12 protein-coding genes and 1 pseudogene are annotated in these 19,452 nt (G+C 48.1%); 5 read left to right on the top strand and 8 right to left on the bottom strand.

Annotation, left to right across the window (positions count from 1 at the left end; genetic code table 11):
* Window positions 1–89 precede the first annotated feature (89 nt).
* The 3 genes from ACXX82_RS08975 to ACXX82_RS08965 form a co-directional block, all read right to left on the bottom strand.
* A complete protein-coding gene (locus ACXX82_RS08975) occupies window positions 90–2,954 on the bottom strand; it encodes an insulinase family protein (RefSeq protein WP_458562794.1) in 2,865 nt (954 codons plus the stop codon).
* A 168-nt stretch (window positions 2,955–3,122) separates the two neighbouring features.
* Complete coding sequence (locus tag ACXX82_RS08970; RefSeq protein WP_322233818.1) at window positions 3,123–4,166, bottom strand: FAD:protein FMN transferase; 1,044 nt, start codon at window positions 4,164–4,166, stop codon at window positions 3,123–3,125.
* A gap of 10 nt (window positions 4,167–4,176) precedes the next feature.
* On the bottom strand, window positions 4,177–6,207 hold the full coding sequence (locus ACXX82_RS08965) for a 4Fe-4S binding protein (RefSeq protein WP_458562793.1): 2,031 nt from the start codon (window positions 6,205–6,207) through the stop codon (window positions 4,177–4,179).
* Between the two features lie 580 nt (window positions 6,208–6,787).
* On the opposite strand from ACXX82_RS08965, the gene ACXX82_RS08960 reads away from it, so the two are divergent.
* Together ACXX82_RS08960 and ACXX82_RS08955 are read left to right on the top strand one after the other, a co-directional pair.
* The gene (locus tag ACXX82_RS08960) at window positions 6,788–7,936 is read left to right on the top strand and encodes a porin (RefSeq protein ID WP_458562792.1); all 1,149 of its coding nucleotides are present in this window, start codon (window positions 6,788–6,790) and stop codon (window positions 7,934–7,936) included.
* A gap of 348 nt (window positions 7,937–8,284) precedes the next feature.
* Complete coding sequence (locus ACXX82_RS08955; protein WP_322233810.1) at window positions 8,285–10,036, top strand: PQQ-dependent methanol/ethanol family dehydrogenase; 1,752 nt, start codon at window positions 8,285–8,287, stop codon at window positions 10,034–10,036.
* An 808-nt stretch (window positions 10,037–10,844) separates the two neighbouring features.
* On the opposite strand, the pseudogene ACXX82_RS08950 reads toward ACXX82_RS08955, so the two are convergent.
* Window positions 10,845–12,766, bottom strand: a pseudogene (locus ACXX82_RS08950) (sigma-54-dependent Fis family transcriptional regulator).
* A gap of 393 nt (window positions 12,767–13,159) precedes the next feature.
* Here ACXX82_RS08950 and pedF point away from each other — a divergent pair.
* Both pedF and ACXX82_RS08940 read left to right on the top strand, forming a co-directional pair.
* On the top strand, window positions 13,160–13,579 hold the full coding sequence (gene pedF / locus ACXX82_RS08945; protein WP_322240285.1) for a cytochrome c-550 PedF: 420 nt from the start codon (window positions 13,160–13,162) through the stop codon (window positions 13,577–13,579).
* Window positions 13,580–13,715: 136 nt separating this feature from the next.
* Entirely contained in the window at window positions 13,716–14,600 is an 885-nt protein-coding gene (locus ACXX82_RS08940) for a substrate-binding periplasmic protein (protein ID WP_458562791.1), read from the top strand.
* Between the two features lie 198 nt (window positions 14,601–14,798).
* Here the strand turns inward: ACXX82_RS08940 and ACXX82_RS08935 are convergent, their stop codons facing one another.
* From ACXX82_RS08935 to ACXX82_RS08920, 4 genes are read right to left on the bottom strand one after another with little or no spacing between them, the layout of a single operon-like run.
* A complete protein-coding gene (locus ACXX82_RS08935; protein ID WP_322233806.1) occupies window positions 14,799–15,197 on the bottom strand; it encodes a hypothetical protein in 399 nt (132 codons plus the stop codon).
* A complete protein-coding gene (locus ACXX82_RS08930; protein ID WP_322233804.1) occupies window positions 15,194–15,595 on the bottom strand; it encodes a hypothetical protein in 402 nt (133 codons plus the stop codon). Before ACXX82_RS08930 ends, ACXX82_RS08935 begins: the two co-directional genes overlap by 4 nt.
* Window positions 15,571–16,482, bottom strand: a complete 912-nt coding sequence (locus tag ACXX82_RS08925; protein WP_322233802.1) for a DUF6402 family protein — start codon at window positions 16,480–16,482, stop codon at window positions 15,571–15,573. Before ACXX82_RS08925 ends, ACXX82_RS08930 begins: the two co-directional genes overlap by 25 nt.
* A complete protein-coding gene (locus ACXX82_RS08920; protein WP_322233798.1) occupies window positions 16,479–17,039 on the bottom strand; it encodes a PAAR domain-containing protein in 561 nt (186 codons plus the stop codon). The genes ACXX82_RS08925 and ACXX82_RS08920 overlap by 4 nt, the downstream gene beginning before the upstream one ends.
* Before the next feature lie 832 nt (window positions 17,040–17,871).
* Here ACXX82_RS08920 and ACXX82_RS08915 point away from each other — a divergent pair.
* Complete coding sequence (locus tag ACXX82_RS08915) at window positions 17,872–19,374, top strand: PEP-CTERM sorting domain-containing protein (RefSeq protein ID WP_458562790.1); 1,503 nt, start codon at window positions 17,872–17,874, stop codon at window positions 19,372–19,374.
* Window positions 19,375–19,452 lie beyond the last annotated feature (78 nt).

Raw genomic sequence — 19,452 nt, 5'->3', positions numbered from 1 at the left:
CGTTTTCGTTTTTACCACCGCTTTTGGCAGCTTAATTACGACGATTAGGACATAAAAAGTGGAAAGAAAACGTTTTTCAAGGATGCAACTTACATCAGCGAAGCCAACTTGGTGACGCTAAGTGCTGCCATATCCTGATCTATTTTTCCGACAAAGGCAGCACGGCTAGGAGTAATGTTGAGTAGCCATTTTTTTGCTGCAGTCTTTAGATCAGCCGCAGTACAGCGCAGAACATTTTGACGATATTGCATCCGCATGTCTTCAGTGACACCGATCTGCTTGCGCGACCAACTATTGTGGGCTTCCGCGTAAGGTGAGCGGGGCTGGTCCATTGATTGCACGACGCTAATGATTGCTTCTTCGATACTTTCTTCGGTCAACTCGGACGCCAACACCCAAGCAATCGCTTGTTCAAAATCAGCATACGTGGCAGACAGACGCGGATCCCGGAACGACGTCATTTTGAAAAGCCCGGATCCTACCGCATGCGAGGCTTGCGCGCCGTATGCACCACCTTCTTCACGGATTGATCGGTGTAACACTTCGTTGGTCATTAATTCCGCCAGCACGGAAACAAACGCGGCGTCCGGCTCTGCGATAGTCGGTCCGGCCCAGACAGCGAAACAATGATTGATCTGGGCCGATGCATGCAATGCCGAATTGGCTAATGGCAGAGCGGCAGAGCGTGGCGCGACCCCCATCAGTCGTGAAGCTGTTGTGAAGGGTTTGACTAATGACTGAGCAAATAGAGACGCCACCTCTGGTTCCGCCGCAACAATCACTGTGACGGGGCTGCTGCTGACTTTTTGATGTAATGTGGTCAGTCGGTCTGCGATTGCCTTAATGCCTTTTTCATCTTCAAGCTGTTCTTGCAAATACCGATAAAAAGGTAGTCCCGGTGCGCCAAACACCGCTTCCTCAAACTGACTTGAGCGAGATAACGGCGCCGACGCTGCCAGTGCAGCATAGCGACTGCCATCTTCTGCTAAGTCGTTTTGTACGTCGCGCACCATGCTGTCAATTAAAAATGCCAGTCTATCGAGTTCATCAAAGCGCGCATCGGCAATCGTCTCGTGCAATGATTGCTGGAGTTGATTTTGCTCCTCTTGCAAGCCTTTGGCAGAAAACTCCACCGAAATATGCAATGCCGCATTGTGGTCCAGCGGCTGATGTACATCCAGATTGACTTCAAAGTCAGGGACTAAATCCTGTCGCCAGGCGCTTGCTGTTTCATAGTTCTTTTTTCCTACGCCGACATCCGGAATCAATCCGGCGTACAAATTTAGCCAGCACCACTCATCTGCTGAAAAATCTGAAACGTTAAACAGAACTGATGCGTAGCTCACCCCGTTGGAAGCGATTGGGAGGACGATTGCACCTTGTTTTGGTTCCGGGATGGGGAAGCCGGGTTTGGCTACCGGCGAAACGTCAGCAGGGCGGATGCGTGGGAGGATATCCTTGTTGACTGTCTGCCGTTGCCGATGGAGCAGTTCCGCGGATTCGTTAACGATACGCGCACGATCGTCAGTGGTGAGATGTTTTTCGATTTCAGCCAGACGCGCAGTCTCTTTTTCCATGCGGTCGGTGCCATAACGCGCTTCGGCGACGACACTTGACTCGAGTCGCGTCGGAGAATCGAGCAACGTTTGCACCAATCCTTTGAAAAAGGCCGGATCTTTGATTTCATCGTCAAATTGTTGCAGAACAGGTTCGACATCAAAGGCCTGGATGATATCGCCGCCATTCATCTCGAAGGGCAGGGCGTTAAGCAACAGATGCAGGCCATACGGCAGACCGCCGCCTTTAATTTCGCGCTGATGAAACCGCAGGTCGCGCAGGCTTGCTTGTAGCGTTGACGATGGGACGCCCTCAATGGCAGTTTTTTCCAGTGCATCCCAAATACGTGTTCTGGCTTTGCTGATTTCTGATTTCTTCAAACCTTCCATGCCGGTGTGAAAAGTGATTTGGCGTGAACTGGTTTCTGCATGGTTCAGGGCAGATGGGCGGCCAAATCCTGCGGATTCCATCGCGCGCGATAACGGCGCTGATGCGTCTCCCAATAACCCTGCTTCTAATAATTTGGCCCGAATATTACCCGCGGCATCGGATGATTCGCCTAATAGCCAGCTCATCTGAAATCCATATTTATTATCATTTCCTTCTTGCGCAGGAATGACGATAGTCGCATTTTTGGGCGCATCCCATGTCGCGGCGAGTTGCGGCATCATGCGTTCTGAACGACCGGGTAATTTTGTCAGTACACGCTCAGTAATAATGGCTTGCACCGCTGTAATATCAACGTTCCCGGCGGTCATAAATACCGCTTGGGATGGGTGGTAATGCTTTGCATGGAATGCTTTTAACGCTGCGTGTGTCAGTGATGGAATTTCCAGCGGATCGCCGCCGGATTCCATCATGTACGTCGTGTGTTGAAAAAGATGCTGATTAATACCCTGATCCAGAGCCCGCATCGGGTCCGAAAACGCTCCTTTCATTTCATTCAACACAACACCTTGCACACCCAGTTTGCCGTCTTCGAAAGCAAGACGCCATCCTTCCTGCAGAAAATCGTAATAGTCCAGGGTAGGAAAGAAAGCCGCATCAAGATAGACATCGAGCAAATTGAAGAAATCGGTACGATCAGTCGTAGCAAATGGATAAACGGTTTTCTCGGGATAGGTGAGTGCATTCATCCAACCTAACGAGCGGCGTGTCATCGAGAAAAATGGATCGCGCACGGGAAAGCGCGCCGAACCACACAACGATAAATGTTCGAGGATGTGTGCCCGGCCGTCGCTGGTCTCTGGAATGGTGGGGAAAGCGACCAGAAATACCATTTCCTGATCGTCGGTACGCAAATGTATATGACGCGCGCCGAAGGAAGAGTCTTCGTATTCTTCTACTACAGCACGGAGAGCAGGAACAGAATGCAGACGGGTTTGTTTGAAAGCCATGTATGAATTATTGAATAGTTTAATTACCAGTATTCAATAGTGCCTGAAAAACCCGATTAACGGTTTTCAAAAGCGATTTCATCCACAATTTTCTCTCGTGAAATAAGCGAAAGGACAACACACAATTATTGCTAATGTGGACATTATTTGGTCTTAAAATCTATGTCTTTAAATCAATGATTCGCGCAGGTTGGGGGTTTTCCAGCTCTTTCCTTTTTTGTCGACCAGCAGAACGTCCACATTATCAAGTTTGGGTGCAAGAATCATGGCTTTTTCAGATCCCAGGACAAATAATGCGGTAGACAGGCCATCTGCTAACAATCCGGTTGGCGCCATAACGGTGACGCTGGCTAACTCAACAGGAGAGTCGCCGGTGGCGGGATCAAAGATATGATTGTGGACAAAATCCGGTGTGAAAGTCGTTTCATAATCGCCCGAGGTTGCCACGCTGCGTCCATCCATCTGCAAAGCTGCGGTAAATGCATCAACAATCCTGGGGTCTTGCACCCCGACAGTCCAGCGACGGTCCGGTGTTTTAGTTCCAATCGAGATAAATTCGCCGGTATCAAGCAATGCATGCCTGATACCGCGGGATTGGATCGCAGCGAGCGCCAGATCGACAGCATAGCCTTGGGCGACGCCATTGAGCGTAATTGACATACCGGATTTCTCAAACTGAACCTGACGCGCATCAATGGATAGTTTTTTCCAATTGACAAGAGATTTTGCGGCCTCTACTTCAGCATAGGACGGTAATGTATTGACAGCAGCGGCTTGGCTAAACTTAACCCAAAGCGGTTGCACCGTTATATCGAATGCACCGTCTGTCAGTGCCGAGAAGCGTTGCGCCTCTTTCAAAACGACTAACAGATGAGGATCGGGGTGCGGCAAACGGCCATCGCGGTTCAACTGAAAGACCTGACTAGTGTCACTATAGATGCTCATGAGTGCATCAATCTTCTTCGCCTCATGTATTGCGTCTTGTATGGCCAATTCTGCTAGGCGCTGATCATGATGCAACAATTGAACCCCAATCGTTGTACCAAACGCCAGATCGGCACCAGAAAATAGTCGTTGGCCGCATGGAAGCACATCGCTGCGACTAAACTCACCAGAGATGGCCTGCGGTTGCAAAAATTGCCATCCCGCCAAACCGGTCAAACCAGCCACAGCGCCGCCAATAGAAGCTGAAATAAAGGTGCGACGTCGCATGATAATCTCCTTAAAGGTTGACGGGGGATGGCTGAATTGGAATTATCCGGGCACGTTTTTTTTCTAATATGAGTGGCGCGCATTTGTGGTCGCTTTCATAAATAACGACGCAATCCAGACATTGAAAACATTCTTCGTAGACGATTTTTCCATCCGGCTTAATCGCCTGATAGTCGCATCGATGACGACAGGTCTGGCAGGGCGTTCCGCATTCTTTACGTCTTGGTAGCCATTCGAAAAGACGGAAGCGTCTCAGCACCGCTAGCGCCGCACCAAAGGGACAAAGATAACGGCAGAAAAATTTATAGACAAAACTGCTGGCGATCAATAATCCAACGGCGTACGCAACATACGGCCATGAACGGATAAAGTTCAGCGTGATGGCGGTTTTAAATGGCTCCACCTCGACTAATGCATCGGTTAATCTGGGGGTAAAGAAAGTACTGATCAGAATGCCGAGCAGGACAAAATATTTAATGCGCTTGAGCTTTACATCTGTTTTTGATTTTATTTTAAGCTGAGGAATTTTAAAAAAATGGGCAAGCTTCCCGACCAATTCCTGTAGCGCGCCAAACGGACATAACCAACCACAGAAAGTGCCGCGCCCCCACACAAACAATGACACGCCGACAAATCCCCATATAACGACCGTCATTGGGTCGTACAAGAAAAATTCCAGACTACGGCGTCCAATCACTGCCTGCAAAAAACCGGTGATATTGACGATCGACAATTGTCCTTGCGCGATCCATCCGATAAACAAGAGCGTGAAGGTCAAAAAACCGCGTCTGAACCAGACAAACGCCGTGCCATTGGTTGTCAGTCGTTTCTGCAGCGTCAAGGCAACAGCAAGTACGGTAAGTCCGGCGACAAGAAGCGCAATCTCCCACCATCGTTTTATCCAACTACTTTTCCATGTCTTGTCATCTCCTTCTGCTTCCTGATAAAACTGCTTTGGTAATGTAAAACTGAACGGAAAGTTTTCGGTGATGCGTTCTGGATAAATGACACCACGATTACGCGTCACTGCCAGTGAAAAATCAAGTGATCGCGAAGGGTCCAATCCGGATTGGCTAATGACGCGAAATACCTTGATTGAATCCATCTTCAGATCATCGTTGCCAGCAAGGGCAATATCCAGATCCAGGTCGCGCATTTCAATCGGTAGCTTGTCCTGCTGCAATTGCAAGCGGTCTGGAATCGTGCCACTGACAAAGGTATCACTGAGTACGCTATAACGGCCTTTCGACATCACCAGAAGTGCGTGATCACCTTTGTCCAAACGGTTCTCGAGTTTTTTCCAGCTATCTGCGCTCAACAAATTGCGACCAATACTGGGGACCGATACATAGGCAACATAGAGATCAATAAAGATGGATTTTGGATCCATCGCCGCTTCGGGATCAAGACCTTCACCGGCGGTCTTTTTAAACTTTTCTTCCACCGCGCTATTCCGCAACACAAGGCGTTTGATCAACCCCGTACTAATTAACTGCGCCACGGTGCTCGGTACAAAAATATCTGACTTTACCCGCGCAATCAAATCCGGATCACGACCTTCCGCAAATCCCAGTTTTTTGCGCGCAACTTTGAGTGCCGCCGAAAGAACGGTTTGATTCATGATCCGCACTGAGGCGGTGGCTTTGGTCACGCCGTCAAGATAAACATTTACGCCGTGTGTTTTGTTGGTGTTATTTTTTTGCGTTTCTATTTTTATATTTTGAAATAACGACAAGCCCTTATATTGACTGACGAATTGAAACATTGGCGCTTCGCCCAAGCCATCAAGAAACACCGGCTCGTGATGTGTCAGTACGCTGACCTCAAGAAAGTTACCTTTGGGATCAAGCGCAATCAGAAGGTTGATCGGCAAGCCGGAGAAGCCAGAAATCGGTGCGAGGTCGATTGATTCGAACACATAGCCCACCAATTCATTGGCTGTCGCGTTTTGTTTAAAAATGGGCCACACCGGGATCGTACTATCTTTTTCGCCGATGATAAACGGTGCAGGGAATCGCTTCACCAACGTAGCATGCGTCATTTCTCCTGCTGAAGATGGCGTGGCGCAGCAGAATGCTATCAACCAGGTGAAAGCGATTAACCAATGGCGCATCGGCGGCCTTATAGGTATAAATGAGATTGCGTATTAAAGATAAGCGCGGCTAATTGCCTTCGGTATCTTCACTAAATTAATGTGAGATGAGCAATAAATGTGCCATCTTAGCGAATCATAATCACGACGTTTGATTCATCCCATTCGATCAGAATAGGAACAAGTTGACTTCAAAGTGATTCATATTTGGACACTTTGCCCGCACCGAATGTTTTCGGAAGTATTTCAAAAAGCCAATCAATCCAAGCCATATCCCCGCTTATTTACGTTCATATATTGCATCTCCGTAGCGTTGATTCCATCACCCTTCGTCACTCCGCTGTCGAGCCTTTTTTAATCGAATGAGGGGGCTTCGATTGGGTGCCCATCCGTTTGTTCTCTTGTCGGAATATTGGCCTTGGATTGCGAGCATAAAATCATTGGCATGGCTTTTGCCAAGAGCCAGATGCCGCAAGCCGTTTAAAAACAGGCGCGGAATGTATAAAGAAAATAAACCAAGGAGACTTTTGTGAAAAAAATAGTAAAGCGTGTGGCATCCCCGACAGCACTCATGGCGCTCATGGCACTTAGTGCGATTGCTGGTACTGCACAAGCGCAATCATCCGTGACCATCTACGGTGTGGTAGATGCAGGACTTGTGTTCGTCAACAATCAAAAAACGCCTAGCGGCGGTACGGGAAGCGTCACAGCCTTAAACACCGGCGGCGTGACACCTAGCATTTTTGGTTTCAAAGGTTCGGAAGATTTAGGGGGCGGATTAAAGGCCAATTTCAACCTTGAAGGTCACTTTTTTGCCGGTACTGGACAAGGCGGACAATGGGGCGGGCTGTTCGGACGTCAATCGAACGTTGGTCTGTCTAACAGCTACGGTACCATCACGTTGGGTAAGCAATATTCGCCTGCTGTACTGGCTTATGCTGCGACTGATCCACGCGGTCTCAAGGAAACTTTTTCAGGTCTGATTTCATGGGCGCTAACCCAAAGCCCGTTGAATGTTGGCACAGCGACTGCGCCAGCTAATTCGAATTCCCCGATTGATGTGTTTGTGGCGAATGCTTTGGCGCTGAGCACAAAAATTGCGGATGTCAATTTGAGCGGATCGTACAGTTTCGGTGAAAACGCCGGTAGCAACGCCGCAAACCGAGTTATTGCTTTGGGCGCAGTCTATACCGGTCCCGTCACGCTGTCAGCCAGTTACCAATCTGAGAATGGACAAAAATTCGGTTTGATCGGCGGAACTGGAGTGCAAACCAGAAAATATAGCGTTGGCGCAGGTTATGTCATTGGCGATGCAACGTTGACGGTGAATTATCTGAACAACAAAAACAGTGATCCTGCATCAGGATCCGAACTGGCGCAGTACCGCGTTTATGGTGCTGGCGTCAACTACCGGACTTCGGTCGCCAACACCGCGACGCTGGCTTACTACTATTCCAGTAACAAAGTCGGCGCAAGCGACAACTCTAAAACCATCATCCTTAGCGATGATTACGCTCTTTCGAAGCGGACAACGCTCTACGGACTGGTCGCGGGTGTGAAAGCGGGTAGTGGCTACACAGCTGGCTCCGCCTTTGGTGTCGCCAATAACAATCTTTACCTTGCTTCTGGCGGAAAAACCATCACGGCTGTGGAGTTGGGCATCAAACACGCATTCTAGTTGGTAGCGTAAGGTGATTGTCCATGCTACCTCGGACTTTTGCCATTGTGTTCATCGTATCGTCTATGTAACGGCGTCCAATGTGGTTGTTCTGTTCTGAGACAGTTGCTAAATTTTAGCGCAGTTAATAAGACACATTGGACGGTATAACCCCCTAAAACAGGGCAGTGCTTAGAGAAAATAGATGGCATGCACCTTGCCTATATAGAACGCGTGGGTGGTACGACAAACGCAAACGAGATTGACAAAGGCGTTGGTAAAAAACAGTAAAAAAGTAGTAGAGAAAAATAGCAAAAAAAAACAGTAGCACAACACATTCAATATTCGATATACAAATAGGAGGATGACATGCATAAAAAACTGATAGGAGTGCTGCTCAGCGCGGTTGTTAGCAGTGCGTTTGCGGTGCCTGAACCGGCCGTGACGGATGCGATGATTGCCAATGATGCCAAGGCACCAAATACGGTTTTGTCATGGGGAATGGGCACACAAGGTCAACGTTTTTCGACCTTGACGCAAATTAACACCAGTACCGTTAGTAAGCTGACGCCAGCGTGGTCGTTTTCATTCGGTGGAGAAAAGCAACGCGGGCAAGAATCACAGCCGCTGATTTATAACGGAAAAATGTTTGTTACCGGTTCGTACTCGCGTATTTATGCGATTGATATGAAGACTGGAACCAAGTTATGGAAATACGAACATCGCTTGCCAGACGGCATCATGCCTTGTTGCGACGTGGTTAACCGCGGCGCAGCTTTGTACGACAATTTGGTGATTTTCGGCACTCTGGATGCGCAATTGATTGCGTTGGACCAAGACACCGGCAAGATCGTCTGGAAAGAAAAAGTAGCTGACTACTCAGCTGGTTATTCTATGTCTGCCGCACCACTGATCGCTAAAGGATTGTTGCTGACTGGCGTATCGGGCGGTGAGTTCGGCGTTGTGGGACGTGTGGATGCGCGCAATCCGCGCACTGGTCAGCTAGTCTGGTCACGTCCGATGATCGAAGGCCACATGGGCTACAAATACGATAAGGATGGCAAGGCAATTGAAAATGGTATTACCGGTACGACCAACAAATCATGGCCTGGTGATTTGTGGAAAACCGGTGGTGGCGCTACATGGCTCGGCGGAACCTATGATCCGTCGACTGGCTTAGCTTATTTTGGTACCGGTAATCCATCGCCGTGGAACAGTCATTTACGTCCTGGCGATAATCTTTATTCGTCCTCTACAGTGGCGTTGGATCTGGAATCAGGGCAAATCAAATGGAGCTATCAGACTACGCCGCACGACGGCTGGGATTATGATGGTGTGAATGAATTTGTTACCTTTGATATGGACGGAAAACGATTCGGTGCAAAAGCTGACCGTAATGGATTCTTTTATGTCCTCGATGCTAAAAACGGAAAGTTAGAAAACGCTTTTCCTTTTGTTAAAAAGATTACCTGGGCATCAGGAATCGACATGAAAACAGGTCGTCCTAACTACATTGAGGCAGGACGTCCAGGCGATCCAACCAAAGGTGAAGAAGGCAAAAAAGGCGCAACCGCTTTTGTCGCACCCGCTTTCCTCGGCGCGAAAAATCAGATGCCGATGGCTTACAGTCCGCAAACCAAACTGTTCTATGTCCCAGCAAACGAATGGGGAATGGATATATGGAATGAGCCGGTTAGCTACAAAAAAGGGAGTGCCTTTTTGGGTGCCGGATTTACTATTCGCCCAATCAACGACGACTATATCGGTGCGATGCGCGCGATTGATCCTAAGACAGGCAAAATCGTCTGGGAAATCAAAAATAATGCACCGCTATGGGGTGGTGTCATGACGACGGCGGGTGGTCTGGTTTTTTACGGCACACCAGAAGGCTTCCTAAAAGCGGTTGATGCTAAAACAGGTAAGGAATTGTGGAAATTCCAGACCGGTTCCGGTGTCGTAGCGCCGCCAGTGACATGGAAAGATGGCGACACGCAATACGTCGCTGTTGTGTCAGGTTGGGGTGGTGCTGTGCCATTGTGGGGCGGTGAAGTTGCCAAGAAAATTAACTCTATCGAGCAAGGTGGTTCGGTCTGGGTTTTCAAGTTAAGTTCAAAAATGTAAGAACGTTGCAGTGATCAACGTTGATACTTTTTTGACGTCACTTCAAGTGATCAAAGATCGCTAGATTATCTGGCGAATCACATATTGAAGGCGTACTAGTATTTCTCCTCCTCTCCAGGTGATTTTTCTGACGACTACGGTCGTCAGTTTTTTTTTGTCACAACGCTTTTATCCCCGACTTGAAAGTCAAACTCACAACATGATCTAGGCCCGCCACTATCCTCTTGCTGTGCGATTTACCTACGCCCGGTAACAGTTTGGGACGCGTATTGGCACATCAATTTTTGTTCACTTTAATATTTCTTTATTGTTGATCGGAGTTATCCCATGATGATCAACGATACATAGGTTGCTGCGGTTGCTGGGCGTCTAGGGAATATTTGAATGAGCAGAGCGAACAAATGGTTGGGAAAATGTTGTGCGGCCCTATGACTTCTTACGCTTTAGTTATTTTGACTAATCTGGAACGACCAAATATTAACGTCATTTAGCCAGTTAAAAAATGAAGGAATTTTATTGCTGGTGTCACAAACGGGTGAAATTGGTGACGGATTTTCCTTGCATTCTTGCGCAGATAAATACAAATAGAGCTATCGGTAAATGTGCAATTGGTCGATCAAACGGAGCGCTTGTTGGCATTGACTTTCGCGGGGGCAACCCGCTTGCTGCGGCAGCATCTGTCGCGCCAATAAGGGGTAATTAAATTGACGTGCCATTGAATTTAATTACTCCACACAGGCGCAATTTTTGGGAACTGAAATAGCCCCGGATGTAGAAATAGTAATCGACTAATAATCAGAGAATCTGACTATTTTTGTAGAGGAATTTTTCGATAGATCGTATTGCGTGATACTCCCAATGCTCTGGCGGTTGCCGATACATTGCCGCCGTGTGAGGCCAGCGCTTTTTCGATCACCGATCTTTCTACTTCCTCTAAATTAGCACCGCTCGATACCAGCCATTTCGTATTGTCGTTTTGTTCGCTGACACGAGCTTGTTCAATATCTTCCAGAAAATCATCAGGCAAATGGTGATGCTGAATTTCATGTTCCTGGTCTGCCATGACGATGGCGGTGCGCAGAAGATTGGTTAGTTGTCGGAAGTTGCCGGGCCAGTTATGCAGCTTGAACAGTCGCATGATTTCAGGCGCAACCGTGTAGCGCCCGGTAACGGATTCGGCGATAAGTATTTTTTCGACAACGATGTCCATGTCGGTACGCTCACGCAACGGCGGCAACTTGACGACCAGGCCATTTAATCGGTAATAAAGATCCTCGCGAAATTCACCCTTGGTGATCAGGTCTCGCAGATTACGGTTGGTGGCGCAGATCAACTCAACATTGACGGTGATTGACTTGGTGCTGCCGAGTGGCGTGACCATGCGCTCTTGTAAGACCCTTAAAAGACGGGATTGCAGGCTAAAAGGCATGTCGCCGATTTCGTCGAGGAATAGTGTTCCACCATTCGCTTGCAGTATTTTCCCCACCGCGCCTTTTTTACGCGCCCCGTAAATGCGCCATCCTCATAGCCGAATAATTCCGATTCAATCAGTGTCTCGGGAATGGACGCGCAATTGACTGCGACAAAAGGACCGCTTGAGCGCGGCGAATCGTTGTGAATGGCTTGTGCCAGTAACTCTTTGCCGGTACCGGTTTCGCCCATGATCAAAATCGGAATATCGCGTCCAAGTACCTTGTTCACTTTTTCAATCAGCGCCGCTACTTGTGGATCGCCGGTGTTCAGATAGCGAAGGCCAGACATGCGCCGCGCTGCTTGAGTAGCGCGATTGATCGCCATCGCATTGGCTGTTGTTGTCCCGGTATGGTTGTTGGTTTCAACGTCCTGCTCAGAATCAGCATTGGCGCGAACCAACTCCACCGAGCGATGAAATGGGCTATTGGCCAGGTGCATTTGAGCGCGTCCGTATACGCGGACACCGCTTGGCATGCAAAGATTCAAAAATCCTGGTGCTGCCGTGCGGTAATGGTCGAACAAGGCCGCAATCGACAAGCCGAATAGCGAACTAAAGGTATGCGATTGCAGCGCCGACATGGGTAGGCCAAGCTGAAACAGTCCGGTCCGGTTGGCAGACAGAAACCGGCCATTTGGAGAGAACGAAACAATGCCTTCCATTAACGTGCCGATAAATTCGGGTCGTGTATTAAAGTGTAACGTGATCGCATCCTGAAACGCCGCCAAAAACAAATGATTTTCGATCATTTGCGCCGACATACGGACCAGCGCCATCGTGTGTTTGTGAAAACTGGATTGATCTCCGGTGACGTCGAGCACGCCGATGACGTTGCCTTTGTGGTCCAGAATGGGAGCGGCAGAACAGGTGAGGAAGTGATTGGCGACCAGAAAATGTTCATTCGCATGGATCTGGACCGGCAGTTGTTCCGCAATCGCCGTGCCAATCGCGTTGGTCCCCTTGCTGGCCTCCGACCATGTCACGCCGGGTTTGAGGGCGACCCGATTGGCTTTTTCTAAAAAGTCGTCGTCTCCCAACGTATGCACGATCAAACCGTTCACGTCGGTGAGTATCACCATGTTGTGCGTGTTAATGATTTGTTCGTAAAGCGTTTCCATCACCGGTATCGCGTGCGTGTGCAGCGTGCGGTTTTGGTCCAACAATAGCGCTAAATCAGGCCGCCCAATGGGACTGAAATCTGGTTTTTCACCTTCCGACAGGCCATACGCTTTTGAGCGTTGACGGGATTCTTCTATCATCATGGCTCCATCGCAAGCAGAAAGCGTGCCACGGGCCTCTTTATTAGCCGAATTGCTATTTGAGATAGCGGCGGGCTTGCCGCGGGAGTCGGAAGTGTCAGTTGGATGCATGGTTGTCTCCTGCTTGTATGTTGCGGCACGGATTCTGTCGGCTTAGCGCTCAGACTCCTGGAGCCGCATTATTTTTTTGTATTGTTTTTTTATATAGTGCTCTTAAATATAGCACTTGATGGCGCTGTTGTTCAGAAATAGAACAAGATTTGGTGCCAATGTGTCGTATTTGCTTGGCATGACAATTGCCACTACCTCCGTATTATTTAAAAACGTTGTAGAGGAGATCGTATGAAAAAACTAACCCACCTTATTTCGTGTTGCGCTTTATCGTTTGCCATCATGGCACCGTCGTTCGTGTATGCGCACGGTGACGTGATACCGCAACCGGTTGATACCAAAACATTACCAGCGCTGGGAGCCGCATGGCGTGACGAAAATCCTTTCCGCGGTCAGAAAGAGGCCATCAATATAGGCACCTCTGCCTATGCTGAAAATTGCGCCCGATGCCATGGACTGCAAGCACAATCGGGTGGTATCGCGCCAGATTTACGATTATTGGATCGCGATTGCATGGATCTGAAAAGCCCTGATAAAAAAGCAGCCTGCTTCAAAGAGACCGATAAATATTTCCTGGTTTCCGTGCGTCACGGCAAAGTCCGTAATGGTGCTGTGTATATGCCGCCATTTGAAGGAATCCTAAACCAGGAAGCGATGTGGTCTATCAAAGCGTATCTTGAGACGCTACGCGCAATCAATTAGGGCATGATGATCGCGTGATAATGATCAAAACGCGATCATATTGAGGGTCATCGATGCGGCACATCTGAGACGGTGTCACCCATGACGTCACCAAGTAACGGTAACCAAAAAACATACAATAACAAGGTGCTATTTAATGTACACACTTTCTTGTCAGGTCGTCGGTGCAATGCTAATACTTGCCCGAACATCGCTCGCCAGAATTCCTGTCTTTCTCTCCCTCAGCGTTTGTCTTTTCTTCAGCGCTCCGGCGCATGCTGAGGCGAGTGCCGATTTTTTAAAAATCACACAATCGGGTGTTTTAAAGGTCGCCGTTTATGATGACTTTGCGCCGTTTTCATCCACCAAGGGCGGGATCGATATCGATATCGCAGAAGCGTTAGCAAAAAAATTGGGACTCAAAGTGAGTTTGCTACCGTTCCCTGCCGGTGAAGATCTGAGTGATGATTTGCGCAATATGGTGTGGAAAGGGCATTACCTTGGATATGGTCCCGCCGATCTGTTGATGCATGTGCCAGTAGATCCGCTTTTGATAAACCAAAATGACAAGGTCAGCATTTTTGCGCCCTATCATCGCGAAACGGTACGCCTGGTGCGGGATATCCGTAAAGTGCCGGAGTTCGACAACCTCGATTCAATTACCGGAAAAACTATTGGTGCCGAAAAAATTTCAATTGGTGCCATGTTGTTACTCGGCGCGGAAGACGGCAAGTTTCGAGAAAATGTAAAGATCTATCCGACCGCGACCGAAGCGCTTGAAAAACTCAAGGCGGGTAAACTGGATGGCGTTGTCGCCAATCGTTCAGAAATAGAATCAGTGATCGGCAAAGATCCCCATTTTCAAATGACCGAAGTTACCTTTCAGCGGCTGCCACGCAAAGGTTGGGTGATCGGCATGGCGGTGAAAAAGGATGATCCTGAACTCGCAAAGGCATTGCAAGATGCTACCGACGCATTGGTCTCCTCAGGCGAAATGGCCCAGATATTTGCTAAACATGGGGTTGAGGTGGTGACGCCTTGATAGGCTACAGATGACATCCCTGTTTTTGTATTTCCCTCAACGTTATCTGTAGCTTCAATATCTGAGTCAGATGGTCGACCCGTGTGCTATTTATTGTTAAATAGCGCACGGGCCGCGTTCCCTTTCGCCAATTTGCATAAGCAAAATAAGTAACCATGGGGAGGATTATGGATGTGATGTGCATTTTTCTGATTTTTATCATGGCTCGCTTGAACTTCTCGGAAGGATAATTATGCCCTCGCCATCCTTACCGCTTTCCTCACCATCCATCATTATGAGTTTATTGCGCGCCCAAAATACGTGTGCCATTGGCATTCCGTGCGCGTACGTTTCTCCAATAAAGTCTCCGGCCGCCGTGTATGCTCTGACGTAACCGTCTACATAAAACAAACTGTCAGAACCTCCGCCCGGCAACGGCATGAAGGGAATCAAGTCGTCGATGATGAAGACTTTGTATTGCTGATAGTAAAACTCCTTATTCGGGCTATATTGTTTTTCTCCGTAAGGCGTTCCCTCATGCCAATTTTCATAAGAAAAATAAGCAAGCACGGGAAGGGCTATTAATATGAAAAGCCATTTTCTTCTGATTTTTATCATGGAAAACCTACATCTTTTGGAAACTTAATTCCTCCGTCATCATTCTTGCTTTGAAGGCCATCCATTACTACAAGTAAGTCATCTATCCAGAATATGTTTGCCATCGGCATTCCATGTGCGTACGCTTCTCCAATAAAATCTCCGTTTGCTGTATATCCCCTGACGTAACCGTCGATATAATACAAACTATCAGAACCTCCTCCTGGCATCGGCACGTACGGAATCCACTCCTCAATGGTGATGACTTTGTATCGCTGATAATAGAACTCCTTATTCGGGCTATATTGTTTTTCTCCGTAAGGCGTTCCCTCATGCCAATTTTCATACGTAAAATAGGCAAGTACAGGAAGAGCTATTAATATGAAAATCCATTTTATTTTGATTTTGATTTTTGCCACGGTAGCGCTATCTCCATTTTTTTAGGTACTTTTACCCACATCACATCCGAATACACCACAAAATCCCCACCTGTCTTATGGCGCGTTTGGTAGCGTCGGAAGTCGTCGTTAAAGGCAGGGACCACACTCGGGAATTGTTTACTCATGTTTGTTTTGTTTATAGCGCTGTACAACAACATGTAAGCAGCCATTTCATCTTTTGGAAGTAATCGCGTTTTGCTCCATACCCCCAAAGGAACCATTTCTTCAAAAGTGCTAGTAGTATTGAAATCGTACGTGTCTCGACAGTAAATGCCGATATGTTTGACATGAAATATGTCCTTCTGCAGCAACCAATTGGTGCTTGTTTCGCCGACTACGGCCAGTTTAAAAATACCCTTACCAACAGCACCGTATAACTCGTCAAAAGTATCCAGTTTTGTGCCAAATTCTCGGTAATTTACTTGGCACTTACTATCTAGTTCACGCGCAGACATGACGCGATCCCCTAACTTGAATGGTTTTATCGATTTTGGTATCCAACCCCCTTTAACTAATTTTTTCTTAAGCTCCTCCTTTCCCCTATCCGTTGCCCAATTTTCCAAAACATAATCAAACGCCTCCACCGCACGTGGGAATTTCAGTAGCCACGCCATCTTGATAATCTGGTCGTCATACTCCGCTGGCTTCAGTTTACAAGGATCAAATTTCCCTATTTTTACGTCGTTGGGCATCACCCACCCGGTGTCGTTCGCGAACCAGTGCCGCATAATCTGTGCGGCGATAGGCCAGCCCATCTTTTCCATGATGTCGGGGATGTCACGGAGCTGCATCATTTCTATTGCGCATTCCACTCCCTTGCGATCACTGCACGGGGTTGTCATGGCGACTGCAATGGGTAGACTCATTTTTTGTCCACTCCGAATCGCGTTGGTACTGCGTATTGCAAGGTGACTTTGTGCGGTGCCGAAGAATGGGCCTGAACCGTTTCGCCTTGATCATTGGCGCTGCCGTGGTGTTGGCCGGATTCAGATTGGATTCCGTAGGCGACGCCTTCGACTGGCAGCCCAGTTACGCTATCAAGCAACACAAAATGCCGGTCGTATGCGCTGCCAGCGTTGCCGAGGGCTGCGTTTTTATGGTGATTGCCAAAGTCTTCATCGGAAGGCGTGGCGTCGCCTTCGGTGTACGAAATGGATTGTGAGGCGATCAGGCGTGGCTTCCGCCTGCATCTGCAATTGCACAAATCACCGTCCAGTGCGGCTTCTTTACCGTGCGAACCCAGGTTAGGGACACGGGTGCCGGAACAACTGATCGTCCCCGTCGATCTGCAAGTACGGCAATAGACATCATCGCCTTCGAACGATCGCGTCAGGCCGTGCCATTGATCGTTGGCAAGCCCTTCCTTGACTACCCCGCGGGCCGTTGTCGCATCACCTTCATGGATGTAATACCGTCTTGTCATAGCATTCTCAATAGTGTTGGTCGTCAAAAATTACGACGAGTATCAACGCTATTGCTTGCATTTTTACGACGCTTCTATGCTTGTTAGGTGTTCGGCTTAGTACAGGCCGAAATTCGTCCCGTCGAGTCAGGTCCGGAGTTTTTACATCGTCGAGCGATGTGGTGATCGCGACCACGCTGACAGTGATATTGATAAAAGAAACAACGCAAAATCGCAGACCAGAGCATCAAAATAACTCACCACATCATCACGCATGAGCCGCCGCGGAGTGGCGTCTGTTCAACATTTCCATCAGTTTCCCCGTATCGGAAATAGCATTGGAAATGTCGTTAAAAACTTTTTAAATTGAGGTGCCATATAAATATTACGCGGTAGTAATGCGCCCGTCATTTAGCTGGTGTACGTCAATATGAAAATAATTTCTATCTCGCCCAGATGACGATTTTTTTTACATCTTTTATTTAAAAGTTATTTTTGTGAAGAGAAAACAATAGAAAAACGACCATAAAATTCACAATCAGAAAAATGGACTCAGAAAATTATTATTCAGCGTGTTTTCTCAAAATAAAATGCCTGAAATATCGTTAAAAATTTTCCTTAATTACATGCATCACACAACTATCATATTCCTGTAATACGCCGGTCATAAATATCGTATAGCTGCATATGACCAAAGATAATTTACCCCTCTTTGAGATGTCGAAATTTTTTACATTCATGCTTAAAAAATTATTTCAATCGATCTAAATACCTGATTTATATCATCTTATTTTTCTGGCTCACTATTTGCATAGAAGCGGCGCAACCTTGATCTTAACCCACAGAGAATTCTATGCATCCCTCCTTCCTGCCACTGCAGCGCCGTTACGCATCTTCCGCCGTCGTTCTACTTGGAGCGCTTTTTGCAGCGTCTTCAGCGATGAGTGCACCCATTACCAGTTTCACTGCTGGTAACCTCGTTATTAGCACCGTGTCGTCTTATAACGGGAGCGGGCTCGACTCCGCAGCGCCTATCGTATTGGTACAATTGCAGCTTGGTGCTGGCGGTACCACGGCGACACAAAACGGTTCGCTGACACTGTCGCAAACCAACAACGGAAATAATTCCGCAATTTCCGGTGAGTATGGCTCGGCCTCTGAAGGTATTTTGCAAACCTCAGTGAATGGTCAATACCTGACTATCGCCGGCTACGGAGTCAATGCCACAGCTTTTAATACCGCACCAACATCGGTCTACGGCAACGCGGCATTGGGCCAATCGACAAGCTTAACAGTGGGAAATCAAACCGGAACTCCGGTCACCACCGTGGCCCGTGTCGTCGCATTAATCGGCGCTGATGCCAAAGTCGATACCAGCACTGCATTGTCAGGAATTTTCAATCAAAATAATCCACGCAGTGTTGCAACGGTAGACGGTTCAACGTTATACGTATCAGGCCAAGCTGCCAGCAAAACCGATCCGACTCAGGGCGTGTTTGTTGCCGCACGCGGCGCAACCACAGCAACGGGTATCGATAACACGACTGATACCCGCGTCGTCTCGATCTTCAATAATGGAAATGGGAATACTCTGTATGTTTCGCGCGATCGTAGCCCTGGCGGCGGAGCTGCTAATAACCTCTCTAATATCAGCGCATTGACTAGCGCCACAGGTCTCTTACCGACCTCTGCTACGGGTCTCCAGACTACCCATATCACACCGGTTGCTTCGCCACTGTCGCTTGGTGGCAATAATGGCTCTATCAATCTCACTGCGAATACGGCAAACGGCGTCAACAACGCGCGAATTGGTAGCTTTGTATATGTCAGCCCTGAGAGCTATTTTTTCGCCAGCCCGACTGTTCTTTATGTAACCGACAGCGGCCAGCCCAAGAACGGCAATGTAGATAAAGCTGCCTTGGGCGAAGGCGGATTGCAAAAATGGGTGCTGACCAATGGCAATTGGACTTTGGCCTATGACCTTGTCAAAGGATTGAATCTGGTTGATAACGCCGGTGCTAACGCTGCAACGCCAAGTGCGCCTGGCGTGACCGGTTTGTTCGCGCTGACTGGCGAAGTCATAGGTAACCAGGTGGAGCTGTTTGCTACTAGCTACGGACTCAATGAACTCTCCCAAAGCTATTTGTATAGCATCACGGATGCTCTGAGCAATACCACAGCAGCACAGGCATCCAATGAGAGTTTCTCGACCCTATATACGGATGCTACTGGCAACACCTCGATTCGTGGCGTTGCATTTGCTCCGGTTCCTGAGCCAGGTTCATTGGCACTATTTGCTATCGCACTGATGGGATTGTTTACATTGCGCCAGCGTAGTTTGTCACAGCGCGGTTAACGAGCATTAGCCGGACTATCGCGTAGCAAGACCGTTGCGCGATAGCAGTGCAATACTATGGCGGTGAGGTGGTGAAGT

The sequence above is a fragment of the Glaciimonas sp. GNP009 genome (assembly GCF_054343755.1).
Note: the sequence above shows the minus strand (reverse complement) of the source record. Positions and strands in the feature narration are given on the sequence as shown.